The organism is Leptolyngbya sp. NK1-12 (assembly GCF_032598965.1).
GTDB lineage: Bacteria > Cyanobacteriota > Cyanobacteriia > Elainellales > Elainellaceae > Elainella.
In genome coordinates this window covers 750685-769012 of the sequence record NZ_CP053587.1, presented here as the reverse complement: position 1 = coordinate 769012, position 18328 = coordinate 750685, and the positions used below count along the sequence as shown (strand labels likewise).

At 48.5% G+C, this 18328-nt stretch carries 15 protein-coding genes; 6 read left to right on the top strand and 9 right to left on the bottom strand.

What is annotated here, in order from left to right; genetic code table 11:
* Window positions 1–318: 318 nt before the first annotated feature.
* The gene (locus tag HJG54_RS31515) at window positions 319–1365 is read right to left on the bottom strand and encodes a fatty acid desaturase (RefSeq protein ID WP_316435698.1); all 1047 of its coding nucleotides are present in this window, start codon (window positions 1363–1365) and stop codon (window positions 319–321) included.
* A gap of 886 nt (window positions 1366–2251) precedes the next feature.
* Window positions 2252–2776, bottom strand: coding sequence for a hypothetical protein (locus HJG54_RS31510; protein ID WP_158673161.1), 525 nt, complete (start codon window positions 2774–2776; stop codon window positions 2252–2254).
* Window positions 2777–3493: 717 nt separating this feature from the next.
* On the opposite strand from HJG54_RS31510, the gene HJG54_RS31505 reads away from it, so the two are divergent.
* The 3 genes from HJG54_RS31505 to HJG54_RS31495 all read left to right on the top strand — a co-directional run bounded on the left by HJG54_RS31505 (window position 3494) and on the right by HJG54_RS31495 (window position 9780).
* Window positions 3494–4999, top strand: coding sequence for a DASH family cryptochrome (locus HJG54_RS31505; RefSeq protein WP_316435697.1), 1506 nt, complete (start codon window positions 3494–3496; stop codon window positions 4997–4999).
* Between the two features lie 795 nt (window positions 5000–5794).
* The gene (locus tag HJG54_RS31500; protein ID WP_316437093.1) at window positions 5795–9445 is read left to right on the top strand and encodes a plasmid replication protein, CyRepA1 family; all 3651 of its coding nucleotides are present in this window, start codon (window positions 5795–5797) and stop codon (window positions 9443–9445) included.
* Window positions 9446–9453: 8 nt separating this feature from the next.
* Window positions 9454–9780, top strand: coding sequence for a hypothetical protein (locus HJG54_RS31495; RefSeq protein ID WP_316437092.1), 327 nt, complete (start codon window positions 9454–9456; stop codon window positions 9778–9780).
* A 244-nt stretch (window positions 9781–10024) separates the two neighbouring features.
* On the opposite strand, the gene HJG54_RS31490 is transcribed toward HJG54_RS31495, so the two are convergent.
* Window positions 10025–10810 carry an AfsR/SARP family transcriptional regulator gene (locus HJG54_RS31490; RefSeq protein WP_316437090.1) on the bottom strand — a complete coding sequence of 262 codons (786 nt, stop codon included), beginning with the start codon at window positions 10808–10810 and terminating at the stop codon, window positions 10025–10027.
* A 291-nt stretch (window positions 10811–11101) separates the two neighbouring features.
* A complete protein-coding gene (locus HJG54_RS31485) occupies window positions 11102–12151 on the bottom strand; it encodes a PDDEXK nuclease domain-containing protein (RefSeq protein WP_316437088.1) in 1050 nt (349 codons plus the stop codon).
* A 153-nt stretch (window positions 12152–12304) separates the two neighbouring features.
* Here HJG54_RS31485 and HJG54_RS31480 point away from each other — a divergent pair, with 153 nt between their 5' ends.
* Both HJG54_RS31480 and HJG54_RS31475 read left to right on the top strand, forming a co-directional pair.
* Window positions 12305–13243: a DMT family transporter gene (locus tag HJG54_RS31480; protein WP_316437087.1), complete on the top strand. Its 939-nt coding sequence runs from the start codon at window positions 12305–12307 to the stop codon at window positions 13241–13243.
* A 335-nt stretch (window positions 13244–13578) separates the two neighbouring features.
* The gene (locus HJG54_RS31475; protein ID WP_316437086.1) at window positions 13579–13869 is read left to right on the top strand and encodes a hypothetical protein; all 291 of its coding nucleotides are present in this window, start codon (window positions 13579–13581) and stop codon (window positions 13867–13869) included.
* Window positions 13870–13977: 108 nt separating this feature from the next.
* Here HJG54_RS31475 and HJG54_RS31470 read toward each other — a convergent pair whose 3' ends face one another.
* Entirely contained in the window at window positions 13978–14319 is a 342-nt protein-coding gene (locus HJG54_RS31470) for a hypothetical protein (RefSeq protein ID WP_036010974.1), read from the bottom strand.
* Between the two features lie 229 nt (window positions 14320–14548).
* A complete protein-coding gene (locus tag HJG54_RS31465) occupies window positions 14549–15049 on the bottom strand; it encodes a DUF3291 domain-containing protein (protein ID WP_316437085.1) in 501 nt (166 codons plus the stop codon).
* A gap of 303 nt (window positions 15050–15352) precedes the next feature.
* Between HJG54_RS31465 and HJG54_RS31460 the strand changes: the two genes are divergently transcribed.
* Entirely contained in the window at window positions 15353–15838 is a 486-nt protein-coding gene (locus tag HJG54_RS31460; protein WP_036010980.1) for a DoxX family protein, read from the top strand.
* Between the two features lie 7 nt (window positions 15839–15845).
* On the opposite strand, the gene HJG54_RS31455 is transcribed toward HJG54_RS31460, so the two are convergent.
* The 3 genes from HJG54_RS31455 to HJG54_RS31445 all read right to left on the bottom strand — a co-directional run bounded on the left by HJG54_RS31455 (window position 15846) and on the right by HJG54_RS31445 (window position 18255).
* Window positions 15846–16652 carry a YwiC-like family protein gene (locus HJG54_RS31455; protein WP_316437084.1) on the bottom strand — a complete coding sequence of 269 codons (807 nt, stop codon included), beginning with the start codon at window positions 16650–16652 and terminating at the stop codon, window positions 15846–15848.
* A gap of 13 nt (window positions 16653–16665) precedes the next feature.
* Window positions 16666–17028, bottom strand: a complete 363-nt coding sequence (locus HJG54_RS31450) for a cupin domain-containing protein (RefSeq protein WP_316437082.1) — start codon at window positions 17026–17028, stop codon at window positions 16666–16668.
* 555 nt (window positions 17029–17583) lie between these two features.
* Complete coding sequence (locus HJG54_RS31445) at window positions 17584–18255, bottom strand: CAAD domain-containing protein (RefSeq protein ID WP_316437081.1); 672 nt, start codon at window positions 18253–18255, stop codon at window positions 17584–17586.
* Window positions 18256–18328 lie beyond the last annotated feature (73 nt).

Genomic DNA, 18328 nt, shown 5'->3' with positions numbered 1-18328 from the left:
AGACAAGGGGAGCTGAGAACTGGAGCGCAATTCGTTATGCGCAAGGTTCTAATGCTCCCCTTAAGCTCTTTAGATTAATTGTTTTAGATTAACTGTTTTATACCAATTCTTAGTTTTGAGTTTTGAATGATGGAAGCTGCATACCGCAACCCGTTGCATGATGGAATCTGTAGCCCGATTAAAGGTAAATGGTATTAGCCATCAAGCTGCTGCTATAGCTGGAAGAAACACTCGATGCGCCCAAAGTAGGACTACCAGCATTTCGTCCAGCTTTTATAGAGTTAGCAGCGATTAATCAAGCAGAATCAGCAATCAAAATTAGCGGTTGTATTCTTGAAAGGATTGATAGGCCGTCTCAGGATGATAGAGATGGCAACGATCAACAATCCGCTTCATTAAGTCCCAAGAAAACTGCTGTTCCTGAATGTGACGCCCCCAATTCTGCTGCAGGCTAGCGTGGGCTGCCCGCAAATTGTAGGCCGGAATCGCAACAGAGATGTGATGCGGCACATGCACATTAATATCGTGACAAAGGATTTCTACCCAACGGGGATAGCGACAATGAACCGTTCCAGCCAATTGCGCAGCTGCGGCATTCCACATCTCAGTTGGATAAAATTGAATCTCTGGAGCAGTGTGGTGCACCAGCGTGAAGGTGCTCATCCAGAAATGGTAAACCAACCAAGGCAGGAGCCAAAACTTGACAAAGCCCCAGATACCTGTAAAGGCAATCAGGCTAGGAAAGAACACAACCGCAAAAATTACAACCGCAGCAACCGAAATTTTCACCTTATCCCGCTCCCGTTGGGAGAACCTGGATAAGTCAAAATGCAGGTTTCCCCAGTGGATAATCGAAGCTAGCCACCAAAACCGACTGCGCAAACCACGATAGACGAATCGAATCAGCGGCGGTGCTCCGGCGTAGTTGTCGGAAGTCCAAGGTTGCCAAGCATTGTCTACCAACAGTTCATTCGTGTGGACATGGTGGAAATCATGCAGAATGCGCCAACTATGGAAAGGATAGATCAACGGCAGCATCAAGATATGCCCGACCCAATCATTGACCCAACGGCGTTTAGCAAACGAGCGATGCCCACAGTCATGAGCAATCACGAAGAAGCCGGTCAGGGCAGTGCCTGTGAAGATCCAGGCGAAGGGAAGCAGAAACCAGGGAGCATGAGCAATGGCAATATAGCCAGCTGTTACAGCCGAGACACTGAGCAGCACCTGTAGCCAAGCCTTACGGCGGTCTTTTTCAAAACAGGTGGGCGGCAGGGTTTTGATAATGTCTTTTAGTTCAAAATCAAGATCGGCATCTACTGAGAGAGCGGGTGTATTGACAAAATTTTCCGTCGTTGCAGTCATGTAGTCGATTACATCTCCATATAAGGATGGGTTGCATCATCACACAACCCAGATTCGCGAACCTGACGCAAACACAGATAATGGCCCCATGCCCACGTAAACTCAGATTCGGGTTCTAAGTAACCATCAGGACAGGCAGAACCCTGAAAATACTTAAAAAACCTTTACATTTATACCACAAGACGGGATTGACTATCCGATCCAAAAGCAGGGATTTTCAATCAATTCCATAATTTTTTAAGGCTTGTAGCAATTTTGCGTTGAAGTTCCTCAAAAAGCAGTCCTGTTGGCTTACTGCCATGAAGCGATAAAGACAGAGCTTGGATCTTGAGTTGAATCAAAAATTAGCCGTCAGCCTTACCAAGCCTAAGAGTTAGGGCAAAATCATTCAACTTCGTATACGTTATATATGTCTAATTTAGGGTTGAGTAATAGTTACGGCATCCACGGATAACTGTGTCAATTTTAATCACCAAACTACTTAGCAGAAACGAATCATCCGGTTCTGTATATTACTCCTGGTTGATCTGCTAATTGCCTGCTGATTTTTGATGATTTTGTATAAACTATGTTTCTCAATAGGTTGACTATGCCTTGAACCGTTTCATTGTTCCAGTCAACCCATTTCCAGTCAACCCGATTGCGATTAAAAATACCTCCGGTGAAATTTGGAAGCTGGGGACGAAAAACCCAATATCCAAGAAACCGGAGGCAATATACCTAAAGATGAGTCCTCTCTAGAACTGATTTAGTACTGTATACAGAGAGGGTAGAACCGCTAGAAACGGAACCAATCCATGCTAGAACACTTGCAGTAAATGAGTCGTTGAATCGGAGTTGAGGGGAACACTACTTAGAATATCAGCGATCCGAGACTGATCTGAGACTAAGAAGATGCTTTGCCCCGCCGCTTACGGGTGGGAGCAGCCGCAACCGATTTAGTGCGTGAAGCAGTCGAGCGAGTTGTTTTGGGTTCAGGGGCACTTGCCTTCGCCGCGCTGCGTCTACCTCGTTTGGGTGCTGCTTCCGTCGATGCAGCCGTTACCAAATCTGGCAATTCTTGATCTTCCTCAGGTTCCAATGCTTCAGCCGCCTTCGATGAACGGCGACGACGAGTTTGGGTGCCTGCTCCCTTTGCTTTGAGCTGGCGGTTACTACGCGCGAGGTAATGCTTCAGCGATGATGGCGCAATGGAAACACCCTGCTTAGCCAACATTGCTGCAATATCCTCGTAGGAATAACCTTTGTCCAAAGCAGCCGTAATGTGATCACGTAGCACATCCACTGCTTCCCGGAGGGAGAGCTTCTCTTTAGTTTTTTCGGGCAGGCTTTGTAAAGCTTCGGATGCCTGATCAATCGAAGCTTTCGTAACAAGCGTAGCGTTAGGAGAACGTCTAGTAGTTGAAATCATTGCGCAGTAGACTGAATCGTTTGAATCTAATCCTAACTTATTCTTGGTAATTTCAATCATCTTTTAACCATAAATCTAACAATTTCAATCATCTTTCCATGATAAATTCCGGTCGAAATTAAGCCCTGTATTACTTGGCTGCTCATCTCCTACTTGCTGAAACCGCCAGTCTATCGGAAATTGCCCAAAATCTTGCTGCCGATCGCTTGCCCCAACTTCCCTGATTGTCTAGAACCTTTCACTCTTTCTCGATTAATCACTTCATTCGCCTAGCCATCTCTGGATTGTTCGGCTAGCTAGCATTTTGATAGTTTTGCCACAGTTTTGCCGCAGTCTTACGATAGTTTCGTCACAGTTTCGGCCATAGCTTCGGCCATAGTTTCGGCCATAGTTTCGCCTAAAATTTAACCCTATCTCTTGGTTATTGCCTCAGATCACTCAAAATGGTGCTCATCTTACGTCAAAAGTCGCAGTAACATCAGCAAAGTAGCGGAGCCGTTCCAGGCTCAATCGCTACAAATGTATCATTGTATGAAGAATTGCAACCTCAACTAGTAGTTTGCGATTTGGAAGACGCAAAACCAAGACAGGATTTAATTTGCCTACAAGCCAATTACGATCTCGTCTATGACTTGCTGGTTGTGCAGGGTCTTATTTTTAGCCCTGTTTTCAATCCTGTTGCTAGCCCTGATGTAATCATTAATATAGAACATTCCTGTGAATTCCCGAATCCTACTTTGGTATCGTAACGACCTGCGCTTGCACGACCATGAACCTCTAGAGCAAGCACTTCAGGAACAAGCAACCATTATCCCCGTCTACTGCTTTGACCCGCGCCAGTTTGGTAAAACTCAATTCGGCTTCCCCAAAACCGGCAGATTTCGGGCTCAATTTTTACAGCAGAGCGTCCTCGATCTACGCCGATCGCTGCAATTACTCGGTAGCGATCTGCTCGTTTTCCACGCTCTGCCAGAGCAGGTAATTCCAGACTTAGTAAAAACGCTGAAAATTTCAGCCGTACACTATCACCAGGAAGTGACTGCCGAAGAACTAGCCGTTGAAGCTGCACTGAAGCAGGCTCTGGCTCAACTGCGTGTTCCACTCAAGCCATTCTGGGGACACACACTTTATCATCCGGATGATTTGCCATTTGATCGGCAGAATATTCCAGAAGTTTTCACTACCTTTCGCAAGCAGGTCGAAAAGCAGTGCTCGATTAATCCGGCCTTTGCCGCACCGCGTGCCCTCCTCCCGTTACCGATAACCATTACCCCTGGGCCAATTCCCAGCTTGAGCGATTTAGGTTTAGAGCCGCCGTTGGCTGAACCACGAGCCGTATTAGACTTTCAAGGTGGAGAAACCGCTGGTCAGGCCCGTTTAGATCAGTATTTTTGGCAGCAAGACTGCTTGCGTTATTACAAAGAGACACGCAACGGTTTATTAGGAGCAAACTATTCATCCAAGTTTTCACCCTGGTTAGCCCTAGGCTGTTTATCCCCTCGTTATATATATGAACAGGTGCTACGCTACGAAGAACAGCGAGTACGCAATGATTCGACCTATTGGTTAATCTTTGAGTTGCTGTGGCGAGACTATTTTCGTTTCATTTGTGCCAAACACGGCAATAAGGTTTTCCACCCATCTGGGCTACAGGGAATTGCGCTGCCGTGGAAACAGGATTGGCAACGATTTCATCAGTGGCAAGAAGGCAGAACCGGCTATCCGTTCGTGGATGCCAACATGCGAGAACTCGTCACAACTGGGTTTATGTCGAACCGGGGTCGGCAAAACGTAGCCAGTTTTTTGACTAAAAATCTTGGAATTGATTGGCGCATGGGCGCAGAGTGGTTCGAGTCACAGCTGATTGACTATGACGTGTGTAGCAACTGGGGCAACTGGAATTATACGGCAGGAGTAGGAAACGATGCGCGTGGATTCCGTTTCTTTAATATCTCTAAACAAGCCAGAGATTATGATCCGCAAGGAGATTATGTGAAGCATTGGTTGCCGCAATTGAGACAGGTACCGACCCAGCGCGTCCACGAACCGTGGCAACTCTCAGCAGCAGAACAGAAACAATATGGAGTGAGGCTAGGGGTTGATTACCCACTGCCGATTGTGGATTTGTTTAAGTCGGCGGCCGCTAATGAAAAGCTGTACAATGCAGCAGTTTTGCCCTCTAATTTGTCTTCTAATCGGAGCAATCAGCGCCGGAAACGGTAATTAGAGCTGATTACAACCATGATTACAGTCGTGATTACAGAGGTTGTAATCAGCAGAGCCAACCAGGGCCAAGCCGGGCTAATTCACCTCGATGATTACAGAATTTGATTACAGCCACGCAGCAGTCAGGTGTGAGGATGAAAGCGCAAAATTCTTTTCCAGCACACATTACAGCGATTAAACCTGGAACAAACATGCTTCTCTTTGGGGGTTGCGATCTAGACACATGGCTTGTAATCAGGGATTGGGGTTTAGGCTCTAGAGGATTTGTAATCAGAAGCTGGGTTTAGCTAGTTCGGGTAGCTTCAGGTCACAATTCCTGGATTCAGTCCAGGCTTAACCCAACGGGGCAAACAGCGCCCTCTTCTAGCCATGATTACAGCCAAAGCCTGATCTAGAGCCAACTTTAAGTCAGTAATTTTTTGGCTATCTTCTAGACCCCAGCCCCCAAACTCAGTTCTGATTACAAAACTAGTCTAGACCCCAACCCCCAACTGATAACGGCTCAGTCTAGACCCCAGGCCCCAATCTTTCTAGACCCCAGACCCAAGCCCCTCTAGACCCCCTGGGTCAAATTTTCTAGACCCCCATTCCCCTGCTCTCTAGAACCCAGGTCCCAATTTTTCTAGCGCCCATCTCCCAACGCTAAACTGGGAGCCTTGTGGGTCGGGAACCGTCCAATTTTTGATTACAAACTCCTGTAATCAGTTTGATTACAAACGAGGCTGATTTCTGGCCCAAACGGGATTAAACCACCTGATATAACCAAAATCAGTTGATTTATGACAGCGGCTCATGAGTACTGTCCTAGGGACAGAAAGATTAGACGAAGGTAGAATGGCCAATCCGACCGCCAACAGTCCTGGAACTAGCAACAGCGGTTGGATTGGCAAAGCTGCGCCTGATCATGCGCAAGAGTGGCTGACCAGCGGTGTAGATGCGGGAATTATTGCCCTGAATGTGGAAACTCTCACCGATACAGCTAGCCATCCCTATCCTGTAGCCGCAGGACAGTATGCAGATAGTTTGTTTCCAATTGCCGAACGGCTGAACTGGACGATTAAACCGTTTGGCCAAAAACCCCGGCCTACCCTGCGCGGTTGGTGGGTGAGTGGGATTGATCCTTTTGGCTGGCAGCCAATGCTGTGGGGCCGCTTCAAGCCTGATGCCAGCACTCCCGTCCTAGACCGAGGCAAAAATAAGCCCGCCAAGTATCTTAGTCCCCGTTGGGGGGCAGGTTCTAGTCGGTTGATATTACTGGATGTACCAGAGCAGATTTGGCAGCGGGTAGCCCAGCGCTACGGGGTGTCGATGCCGCTCGAACGGTCGCAGGGCTTTTGGCATTGGGTTTGGCAGCAGCAGCTTCCAGTCGTTTTAACCGAAGGTGAAAAAAAGGCAGGCTGTTTGCTGACCTTGGGCTACGCGGCGATTGCCCTACCGGGTATTTTTGGCGGCTACCGCAAGACGGGTCAGCTGATTCCAGAACTGGAACGGTTTGCGACCAACAAACGCTCGGTTTTCATTTGCTTTGATTACGACGCCCGCCCCGTCCCGCAGCGCCAGATCACCTTGGCGATTACAAAGTTAGGCCAGCTCTTGCAGGCTGCCGCCTGCCCGGTACAGGTGATTACGCTTCCTGGCCCAGAAAAAGGCGTAGATGATTTTGTCATGGCCCAGGGTGCAGAGGCATTTCAGCAGCGATACGAGACAGCCTTACCCTTGGGGATCTGGCAAGCGCGGCAGCTCTGGTCCCTATCCCATCCAGCCGCTCTAACGTTGAACCAGCCCTATTTGCAGGAAATCCCCTACCCCCAGTCTGGGTTGGTTTGCATCAAAAGCGCCAAAGGCACCGGCAAAACGACGGCTCTGCAACCCCTCATCCAACAAGCCAGCCACAGTGGCCGCAAGGTTTTGGTGATTACCCATCGGATTCAGTTAGGACGGGCGATTTGCAACAGCATTGGCATTGATTGGATCGAAACCATTCGAGATACAGCCACCCATCCAGATCCCTGTTCAGAAGAATGGATGGGTGCATACGGGGATGGGATGAGTAGAGCTGACCAATCTGTTTACTCACCTACTCAGCTAGCCAACCAGTCAGCAGCTCAGCAAGCAATTACCCAGCTTGGGTACGGCTTGTGTATCGATTCGCTGCATCCCCATTCCCAGGCTCGTTTTAATCCCCAGGCATGGGAAGGGGCGATTGTAATCTTAGATGAAGTAGAGCAGGTACTTTGGCACGCCCTCAACTCCTTGACCTGCTACGAACACCGCATCCAAATTTTGGAAACTCTGCGCGAATTGGTGCAGGTGGTTTTAGGCAGCGGCGGCTTACTAATTGCCCAAGACGCCGATCTGTCGGATGTGAGTGTAGATTACTTGCTCAAACTCAGTCAGGCGTCTGATTCTGATCAGGGATGGGGAACCAGACAGTCGGTTACTCCCTGGATTGTGGTGAACCACTGGCAAGCCGAAGCCAACTGGGAGGTAGGGTTCTATGACACACCCAACCCAGCCGCGCTCGTGGCTCGCCTCACGGAAATCGCCAAAACCGGAGCCGTGTTTGTCGCGCTCGATTCCCAAAAGGTACGCGGACGCTGGAGTTCTAAGAATCTAGAGCGCTATTTGCAAAACCAGTTACCGCACAAACGAATTCTGCGGATCGATTCAGAAAGTGTCACCGATCCCGACCATCCTGCCTACGGAATTGGCGAACGGCTGAATCAGGAAATTGCCAGCTACGACATTGTGCTGGCTACACCCACCATAGGCACCGGCGTCAGTATCGATATCCGGAACCATTTCAAAGCGGTGTTTGGGATTTTTCAGGGCGTCACATCCGATGCCGAATCCCGTCAAGCCTTGGCCCGCGTCCGCGATTCGGTGCCCCGCTATGTCTGGGCTGCTCCGTTTGGACCCGGCAAAGTGGGGAACGGAAGCTGTAATTACCAAGAAGTCGTAACTTCGACAACCCGCTTGGTTAAGTACAACATTGCCCTACTCAAAAACATTGATTTTGATATTGACCAGCAAACCGATCCAATCACTCTCCGCACCTGGGCCAAAATGGCAGCGCGAGTCAACACATCGCTGTGGAATTTTCGCCAGCAGCTCGCCCAAGGGCTACAAAATGAAGGGCATCCGCTCACGATTGTCACGGCTGATTTAACCCGTATTCTCAGTGCAGCTCAGGATAGTCAACACCTATTTGAAATAGCCCAGCCAGAAGCAGGTCCAGAAACAGAGCAATCGAAAACGATCCAGTTAGAGCAGCCTCAACCCCAGTCTCAAATTCTTTCAGCATCTACTGCTCTGGATCCCGAACAATCAGAACAAATTCGCAGCGATTTACTCAACGGTAACCTACAAGTACCTGGCTATGAATTTTTAGAGCGCCACCACTCGAAACCCAAAGTGGCATCGGTTTTAGCTGAAATTTCCACTGTGCGACAGCGCCATCGAGAGCAAGAAGCCCTCGCTATTTCCACCGCACCTGATCTGCTCACTGCTGATTACGAAACGCTCAAGGATCAGCGCAGCAAAACCTGGCAAGAGCGCTGCGAAGTGCAAAAGTACGAGCTACAGAAACGCTATGCGGTACCAATTACAACAGACCTCAAACTTAAAGATGAACAGGGTTGGTTTACCCAACTGCGGTTACATTACTACCTTACCCATGATGTCAGCCTGGTTCACGCCCGCGATTACCGAGAGTGGCGGGGGCATCTGGAGCGCGGCAACGGCAAGGTTGCTCTGCAGGATGTGCGACTACTGACCGCCCAAGTTGAAGTTTTGAAAGGGTTAGAGATCTTGAATCTGCTCGACCCCCAGCGAGCAGTTCGGGCCACTGATGCCGATGTGCAGCAAATCGCCAACTTCTGCATTCAACACAGTCAGGATATTAAAACGCTATTCAACCTGACCATCTCAGAACGCATGACGCCAATCGAAATTATTCAGGCGCTATTGAATAAACTGGGCTTGAAGCTAACCTGCATCCGACGAGATCAAACAATTGATGGCCGCCGGGGCGGATTGCGTGTGTATCAGTACCATCCGCCAAACGACCAGCGAGATGCAATATTCAGACACTGGCAAACCCGAGACGCCATCTACACCAGCAGTTCAGCCCCATCTCCTCTTACCTCCACAGGTAGCGTCAGCGTCTCTGATCCACCCCTAGATATATTAGATCTAAATCATTCATCGACTGGATCAACAGCGGACAAGGCTAACCCAAATGATCCAAACCCAGACGATCCAAACCCAGATGATCCAAACCCACAAAATAGTGCACAGCCTACCGCAGCCCGTACTCAACTGGATAAAAACCTCAGAACGCCTCTAGTTGAACAGAGGAGAGGGGAAGCCAACAAGCAAGACTTAGGGGCTATTTTGAGTCCGGAACTACATGAAAAGTACCTCTTAATGTACCCTAACTAAAACTAGCTATGCCCCGTGCCAAAGTTATACCTACCCTCGAATCCATCACAGCCCAAGCTGCCCAACTCTCACGGGCGGAGCGATTAGAGTTAATCTCCATTCTGCAAGCAATGGACGAAGCAGAATCAGCTCAGCAAAAACCTGATAAGCAAACCCGTAAACAAATTGCCTTGGAACGAAAAGGAATTCGCGGTGGAAGAGGCAGCTTCGAAGATAAGTATATTAATGGTTATGGCCCTTACCGTTACTTGCGTTATTGGTATGGCAAAACTCACAAAAGCGTTTACCTTGGTCGAGTTAAACCTTCGCAGATAGGTGAGCCAACCGAAGAGTGAGTAGTTTTTATTAAACTCTAAACACAGTCGGAATAAACCTTTCCATATTGCTAGGCTAAAGGTTTAGGGATTACTAACGTTCTAAAAAGCTGGTTTCATCCTAAATATCTTAGAAACTAGGGTGCTAAATATTTTCAGCGCGTAGCTGAATTTAGCAAAATGAAATATAGGTTCAATTTAGAGAACGATGGAAGTTAATTTAACTATAATCCAGTGAAAGTCAAAGTAGATTGTCTAATCAAAGTTAGATCAATAGCACTAGCTTTTTGGCAAATTGCGTTTTAGTACTATCCTTTTCTTCTTTTTCTGCCTGGGCAGCCGGTTTACGGTTTATAACCTTACGATGATTATCCTGTTGCAACGTATGGCGTTTTCTGGAGGTCTGAGTTGGAGTCAGGTACTGATGGGTCGTTTCATTCCATCTCTCTAACTCATGCTGACGTTGCATATAATATTGTGCCTTATCTTGATGCCGAGACTCGTAATAGCTAATTAGCTTAGTGCAGGCATCCACGGCAAGCTGATGGAAACACTGGCGGTGTAACATTACCCAGTCTTTGAGAATTTTGCTATCCGGTAGTCGGACTTGGCCGAGAAAGGGGCCTCGGTATAGGGCTATAGCCTGCTCCAGGTTGGATATGTAGCTCGCATAGAGCATACTAGGCTGAAGCACATATTGATGGTAGCAATGTATCTGTTCTGTAAATACGGTGGTATCTAGTGTATACCGATTTCCTCCAGAGTTAAACTGAACGGTGTTACGTGTCGTAAAAAAGAGTGGAGCATCACTGGGTGAACTGTTTAGCAGACGGCGCAATAAATATAGAGCTTTGCGCAGATTACTGCGGGCATCTGCTTCATCCTGATCGGTCCATAATAGCGATGCCAGATGTTGACGATGATGACGCCGGTTAGATTCTACCATTAGATAAGCCAGCAGTACCTGTAGTTTTTCATAGGGGAAGGTAATCTGCTGGCCGTTTAACGTAGCTTCTATTGGTCCTAATAGTTTCAGTGTTATGTCAACCATTACGTTTTCTAGGGGGGCTTACTGGACCTTTAGTTTTAGGTTAAACCAACGATCTACATCTGTCGGTCGGAAAAAGTCGGAAAAGGTCAGAAAAGGTCGGATTAATTTTATTTAGTTTTTAAATCATTTAGCTTAATGAACGATCAAGGGAGTACGAGTATTTTGCCCATCGCGAATCGTACACTCGTACTCTATTTATTGTTTAATTGGGTGAATCACTTAGTTAGGGTACATTTACTTGTTTAGATGCTGGGTTAGTTCTACTTATTTTGTAGTTAAATGTACCCTAAGTTACGCCTCGACCTCTTGAGCTGAAACCTCCAGGCTGACGGCATTCATCTCCATTTCTAATTGCTCCACCGTGGGAAGATTGCTTTGCAGCGTTTCTGGCAATCCTTGCATTTGGTGGGTGGAAATGCCAATTGGTTTGTTGACATCGCGCAGGGCGTATTCTGCTACGGCTTTGTTTTTCGATTTACACAGGATCATGCCGATGGTGGGTTGGTCGTCTGGATGGCGCAGTAGATCATCGACAGCAGAGACATAGAAGTTCATCTTGCCCGAATATTCTGGCTTGAATTCGGCCATCTTGAGATCGATGACGACAAAACAGCGCAATCGTAGATGGTAGAACAATAGGTCAATATAGAAATCCTCGCCGCCTACTTCTAGATGATACTGACTGCCGACAAAGGCGAAACCAACGCCCAACTCCAGCAAAAACTCGCGGATGTGATTTACTAAAGCTTTCTCCAGATCGCGCTCTTGGACTTCTTTGCCCAAGCTGAGGAAATCGAAGTTGTAGGGATCCTTGAGAAGCTGATGGGCCAGATCCGACTGAGCTGGCGGTAGGGTTTGCTCAAAGTTTGTCACCGCTTCGCCCTGACGATGATAGAGACTGCTTTCAATTTGGCAGGTGAGCACGGCACGGCTCCACCCATATTGAATCGTTTGTTGGATGTACCATAGCCGCTCCTGCGGGTCTTTGACCTTATCCAGCAATACACAATTGTGAAACCAGGGAATTTGGGCAGCAGCCTGCTGCACGATTTGCTCATCGGTGTAGGCTTCAGCAAAGGACCGCATATACTTGAGGTTGCGGGTTGAAAAGCCTTTCATATCTGGAAATTCCTGCTGCAGGTCTTGCGCCAGCCGGTTCACTACCTTTGCGCCCCATCCCTGCTGCTGCTGCCGCAGGACAATTTCTCGCCCAATCTGCCAGTACAGCCAAATCAATTCTCGATTGACAGCCAACGAAGCTCGGACTTGCGTGGTGCGAATCCGTTCTTTTAGATCCTGAAGCAGGACCGAGTAGTCGTCTGGAAGGAGTTGGTCTGACATGAGTGAATGAGTGGATGGGGAACGGTTATCTTTTTACTTTGGGGTGCTCTAGTTGGTTAGGAGAGGAGCACCTGGATTCGGCAGCCTTTGATAAAGCGACTTATTATAGCGGTTGTAGAACTTTTCGGCGTTGGAAATAGGCGCTAGCAAATCGTGCTTGGTTTTTTGATCGTTTTACTGTCTTCGGTGTTTTTCTGCTTTCAAAATGTGATTGTCCGCGTTTTGTTTAATCAGCAGACGGTGTTGGGTGTATTTGAGACTGGCGGGTTTGTCACGCCCAACTTGCACCATTCCTTTTTATTAATGTTTATGCGAATGCTGCTGGGCGTTCCCTTAATGGCCTCGATTGCGCCCCGCCTTTATGGGCCGATGTGGAGAGATGTGGCGCGGTTGGCTCAACCAGAGCAGCGGTTTTTGCTATTGCAGTCGGTGGGCTGTGGCGGCTTGATGTTCCTCTATCTGGCGTTGCTTTACATTTCGATTGGCTTGATTCCCACCAGCATTGCCCTAACGCTGTTCTTTACCTACCCAGTATTTACAGCGCTGTTTTCCTGGAAGTGGTTTGGCAACCGTCCAACTGGGTTTCGTTGGAGTATCATGGCTGCTGTGTTGTTGGGCAGTTTGCTGACTATGCCTGTTCCGAATACCACGGCTGGTGATTACAACTGGACGGGTGTGATTACGGGTGTGGTTTCTGGTGTGGCCTATGCCCTTTATACGGTCGTGGCGCAAAAAAGTTTTGAAAAGTTGCATCCGGTTCCCTTTAGCTGGATTAGTTTTACAACAACTCTGGTGTTGTCGGGCTTGTGCCTGCTGCTGTGGCCGGGCGGTCAGGATCAGTTGCCGTGGTTGCCCCTCTGGATTGGCGGTCTGCTCTCGGCACTGATGACCTTCAGTGGTCACATTCTGAACAATTTGGGCATTCGGCGCATTGGGGCTACAACGGCGGCCATGATTGGAGCCAGTAACCCCGCCCTGACGGCGGTGCTGGCTTGGCTGGCGATTCAGGAAACCCTGACGAGCATACAACTTGTGGGAGTGGGGGTTGTGACGCTGAGTGTGGGATTGCTGAGCCTAAAGCGGAGCCAGTAGGTGGGAAGTTAGTAGGCGTAGAGCGCTAGAGAAATCTATCTACAGGGGGATTACTTCAAAAGCTGTAACATTATTTGTCCCCCTTCAATGGGTAGAATGGAGAGCTTAGAACTGGTAGAGCTTAGAGCTGGGGGAATCTCAGCACCTTAGTTTTAATCTCACGACTGAATCACCCGACTGAATCACCAACTGCGTCAAAACCCATGAGAACTCCTGTAACGTTGTATTGCTATCAGGTCCCCCTTGCTAGAAATCTCAGAGATATTATTCGCTTGTGGTGTTTACGGATTTGTCTATTTTTGTTTACAGCATCGTTTCGTCATTTTGGGCCGGCAATGACCATTGCGCTGCTGCTATTTTTGGTGGGCATTACTGGTGAACCACTAGATGTGCATCATCTTCAACTAAGCACAGTCCTGGCTTTGAGCATTCGGCTGGTGAGTATTTTGTTGGGTTTGGGCTGGCTGGGTTTGGGGTTATGCCGTTTGTCGATGCAGTTAGCAAATGCCGATACTTGGCAGCAGGAACTGCAAACCAATGAAGCTAGCTTGCGTCACCGCATCAGCATTTTGGAAGACTGGATTGTTTGGCCGCGACGGGGTGGTAAATGGGTTGCGAAAAATTAAATAGAATAACTGAACTACAGCGTGAGGCAACAAAAAACCTGCTGGGATTGAGTAATTCTCTGATTCCAGCAGGGCATGAGTTTGAGTCAGCTTGAATCAGCGCTTGATTCAGGGAGTTTCACCAGTCTGAAACGTGGGTGAGTCAATGGCCGTCACGAGCTGATTCAATCGTCTAACGTGCAGTGTGATTTCTGAGCCAACTGCTAAGCCAAACTGCTCCTGAGTACGTCTGGGAATGCGATAGGTACGCATTTGCTGATCTGGCAACTGAAGCTGCACCTCGCTGCCATCGATTTGGGTGATGATGCCACGGATTGGAACCGATTCTAGCAAGGGCAGGGCATTGGATGTGGTGGTTAGGGTGCTCAGAGGGCGGGCAAACCCAGGTTGGATTGCCCCAAATGTAGCAATCAAGAGTACGATAGCGATCATTTTGCCGTGATAGACCATGATGGAGTCCTCCTTGCGAATGCTGAACAGGAACAGAACAGGAACTGGTCTAGGGCAGAATCAGAGGTTAAACTCAGAAACCGTTCAACTCAACGCCTGCGATTGAATTGCTGGATGAGATTAGTGTGGACGCTGGCTCTGAATTGGGTCTGAATAAACCCTGAGGCGTTTCTAATCTGTAGATGAGAAAGCTGAAGCGCAGATAGGAAAGATAGGAAAAAAGCGGTTCTCACCCAACGGGTTGAACCGTAGCCATTTCTAGTGCGGCAGGGCTGGGAAAAGGTTTGCTAAACGAAAAAGCGTAGGCCGTTGAACCGTACTGGCGTAGATGCTCTAGCCGCTGTTTGGCTTCGGCCACTGTGGGCAGATCAGCGGCTGGGATCCACCAAAGCGCCAGAATTGGCTGATCCGCTTTCTCGAACCAGCGCCGCCGATCCCGCATTACGCCAGCATGGGTACTGCGATAGACGTAGTTAGACAACGCTTCCAGCGATTTCCAGACGGTTAGGGTAATCAGAATTCGCTCATCTTCAAAGGCGCGAATGCTAGTGGCATCCTCTTCTCCTTCGCCGCGCAATCGCCAAACGAAGCCTGGATCGGCATCAGCGACGGCATTGACAGCACGAATTCGCGCCACAAAATCCGCCATGCTGGGGTCGCTGAGGGGCGCACGCAGAGTGGCGGTATTGACCTGTGCCAGATAATACGACGCTCGTTGATTAAATGACATTGGTTAAAGGGGTAAAGAAGTGATTCTTAAAACCTTCCCACAAATCATCTATCTAGAGTGGTATTTAAACATGCAATTTTATAATCAGCTCAGTTTTTCATCGGCTTCTACCTTTACGGGAAGTCCGAAAGTTCAGTAGCATCTAATCGATGGAGTTGTGTGCCATCAAATCCAATCGGGCAATATCATGCGATGGATGGATTAGCCCATCTCAGCATGAGTTATTTAGCAGGAATCCTGAGCAAGAATTCTATAGAACCAATCCTTCGGCCCAAACATCACCGGAAAAAACAGGAGATTGCCATGACCACCACTCAAAATGTCAATATAGGCTCCACGAATCTGCTAGTTAGTTTGCTCCGCTCAACCGCCACTGGAAATCTGGGGTTTCAAGTCACTTGGGCTGTGCTGCGAATTGGAGCCAGCCTGCTGATGATTCACAACGGTTTAGACAAACTAGCCGATGTCCAGGGGTTCGCAACGGGCGTGGTTGCGACAATTGGGCTGCCCTATCCAGTGTTCTTTACCTACTGTGCTGCCTATACTGAACTGTTTGGGTCGATTCTACTGGCGTTAGGGCTGTTTACGCGGGTCAATGCCGCCTTTTTGCTGCTAACGATGTTCGTGGCCGTCTACTTCCACCTCAAAGCAGATGGATTCAAAATTCCACCTTTGGAGACGGCTTCCCTCTATGGCACGATATTTCTGTTTTTCTGCGTCAACGGAGGAGGTGCTTTTTCGTTAGATGCGGGTTTGGTTCGCTGGCTGATGCAGCAAAAAGACGGGTGAACCGCTCCTAGCGAATGGCAGGCAGAACGCTGAGCGATACGATGCTCAAAAACAGCAAAGCACTGCAGGTTTCCAGCATTGCCACAGCGCGAATATCGGCCTTGCGGTACCACTGCTGTTGCCAGCAAATTAGGCCAAACTTGAGCAGCGCCACACCAAATGCTAAGGCCGTCACCCACGGCAACCACCCGCTACCGTACAAACCAAACACAATTAGGCTGGCAATGGCATGATAAATTGCTCCTGGCCTGATTGAACTTAGCTTGGCTTTCCGCCACTTAACTGCAAAAATTGTGGTGCTAAAAAATAGGCTATTTAATAGCCAGAGGCCGATTGCCAGACGTGAGAAAGTCCCAGTGGTCGCGCCGTAGGCCAGCGGTGCTGCTAAACAGACGGCTGTAAAGGTAACCATTTCGTTGAGAATCGATTTTTGTTCGCGCTGCCAAACGGCGATGCTATCAACCCCTAGGGCCACGAGTGCTCCGCTATAGAGCCACAGCAACGTCGGAGATCGCAGTGCCAGATAAACAGCGATACCCAAGGCTGTGCCACCATAAATCATGCCCCAAATCAGAAAGCGAGGCTTGAGGCTTTTGCGCTGACGAATTTGTAAAACCAAGGGATGCTCGGCCTGGAAACCCAGAAAGGCGCAAATTAGAGCAAGGGTTGTCTGCCAAGTCCAGGTTTGGGCTGCCGCTGCTCCGGTGATAAATGACACCAACAGCACAATATACACGCCATGTTCGGGGGACAGCATCGGGCGGTATTGGCTCAGGCGGTGAGATAAGGTAGGAAAGGTTGGTTCCACGGTCATCCTACGGATTATTTCAGGTGTGCAAAAAGGCGAGATTTTCGTCGGCTCGCAGCGAATGGGGTGTGTTGGCTGGCATATAGACAAATACTCCTGGTTCCAACCTCACCTCCTTGCCTTCGATGGTTAAGCAACCATATCCTTCTAGGATAGTAAGAGAAACATTGCGAGGTGCCGTGTGTTCGGGCAATACGGTTCCTGCTGTAATACACATCAGCATAAACGAACTGGTCTGATTTTTGATTAGAACCTTTCGCGTCACGCCGGGTTTGCTGTAATCGATTTGGTCTTTGAGCTGAACCGATAGAGACGCAGGCGTTGTTTCTGCGGCAGGAACCTGCTGGTTGGATGCGGTTTCTAGCTGAGTCGGGTGGGTCATGGATGATGTTCTCCAAATAGGCTTCCTTTTTAATTTGTCAAATTAGCCGAGATTAATCTATGAGCTAGCTCATATTGGGAAATCCGCTAATCGCGCCTATGCAGAAGGGGTAGATGGAACAGTTTAGGGGTGCAGTTACACCCCCCTGTCTTCTATGTTCCGTTTCTATTGCGATCAAGACATCGCATAAACCATCTCTGCTACCCGATCAGCTAAAGTCTATCGAACGCATAGATCTCACCAATTGCAATAAGGAAACTCCGGAATCAAAACCGCTGTCAGGACCATCGGCAGTAGAAAGAGTATCTGTCAGAGCCATCTGTATCCTGTTCTGTTATCAGGGTATTCAGAAGCTCGTCCTAAAATCGTCCAAGAATCATCCAAGTCTGCTCCTGCTTGTAACACGCTTGATTTGATCAACATAAGAAAAGGACGAAGGTGTTAACCTCCATCCTTGCTTCTATCCCCTATCTGTATGGACCTTGCTAACTTTTCTGGTCCAATTGGTGTATGCCTGGTTCACCGCTATGGCAAGACCCATTATGGCAAGAATCGTTACGGTAGATTGGGATCGCGGTTCATCATGGCTTCGGTTTCTGGATCGTTGCCTAGCTCGGTTTGCAGCTCTGCTTCGATAGTTTCCTCTAGCCGATTCATATCCTCAGTGAACTCCTGCTCGACCTGCTCGGCATTCATTCTTTGGGTTTGATTCTGCATCTGGTTTTGCATTTGATTTAGGCTCTGGTCTAACTGCTGCTGCCCTTTGGGACCCAAGAACTCGGCCTTAATCTGGTTAATCTGATCAGATAGCTCTTGACGGCTCCGTGCATTAAGCATGTAGCGATAGATAAACCAGGTGATATAGCCGATACCTACTAGCTCCAACAGAGATGGCAGTAGTGGGATATCGTTAATTGCGTCAACGATGGCTAACAGCAGTTTGAAGCTGACCAAGGCTAGAACAATCCAGCCTAAACTGATTAGCAACGAACGATTTTCGCCAAACAGCTTAGCCGTAGACTGCGACAAATTCCGCAAGAATGCCTTTGCGTCTTGCTGGAACCGCTGCCAGTCTTCTGCTGATGTTGGATCCGACGGTACATCTTCAATCACAACCTGATTCAGATCTTGATTGGCAGCATTAGCATCAATCGTGGAAGCAGCCGCCAAATCGGTTGTCTCAGGCTCTACTTTGACAATCTCGTTATTATCAATTCCGGTAGACATGTTTCAACCTCATGCATTAGACCCGTGATTAGATGAGTTGGTGAACTCATTGGTGAAAAGCTACAGTGAAAAA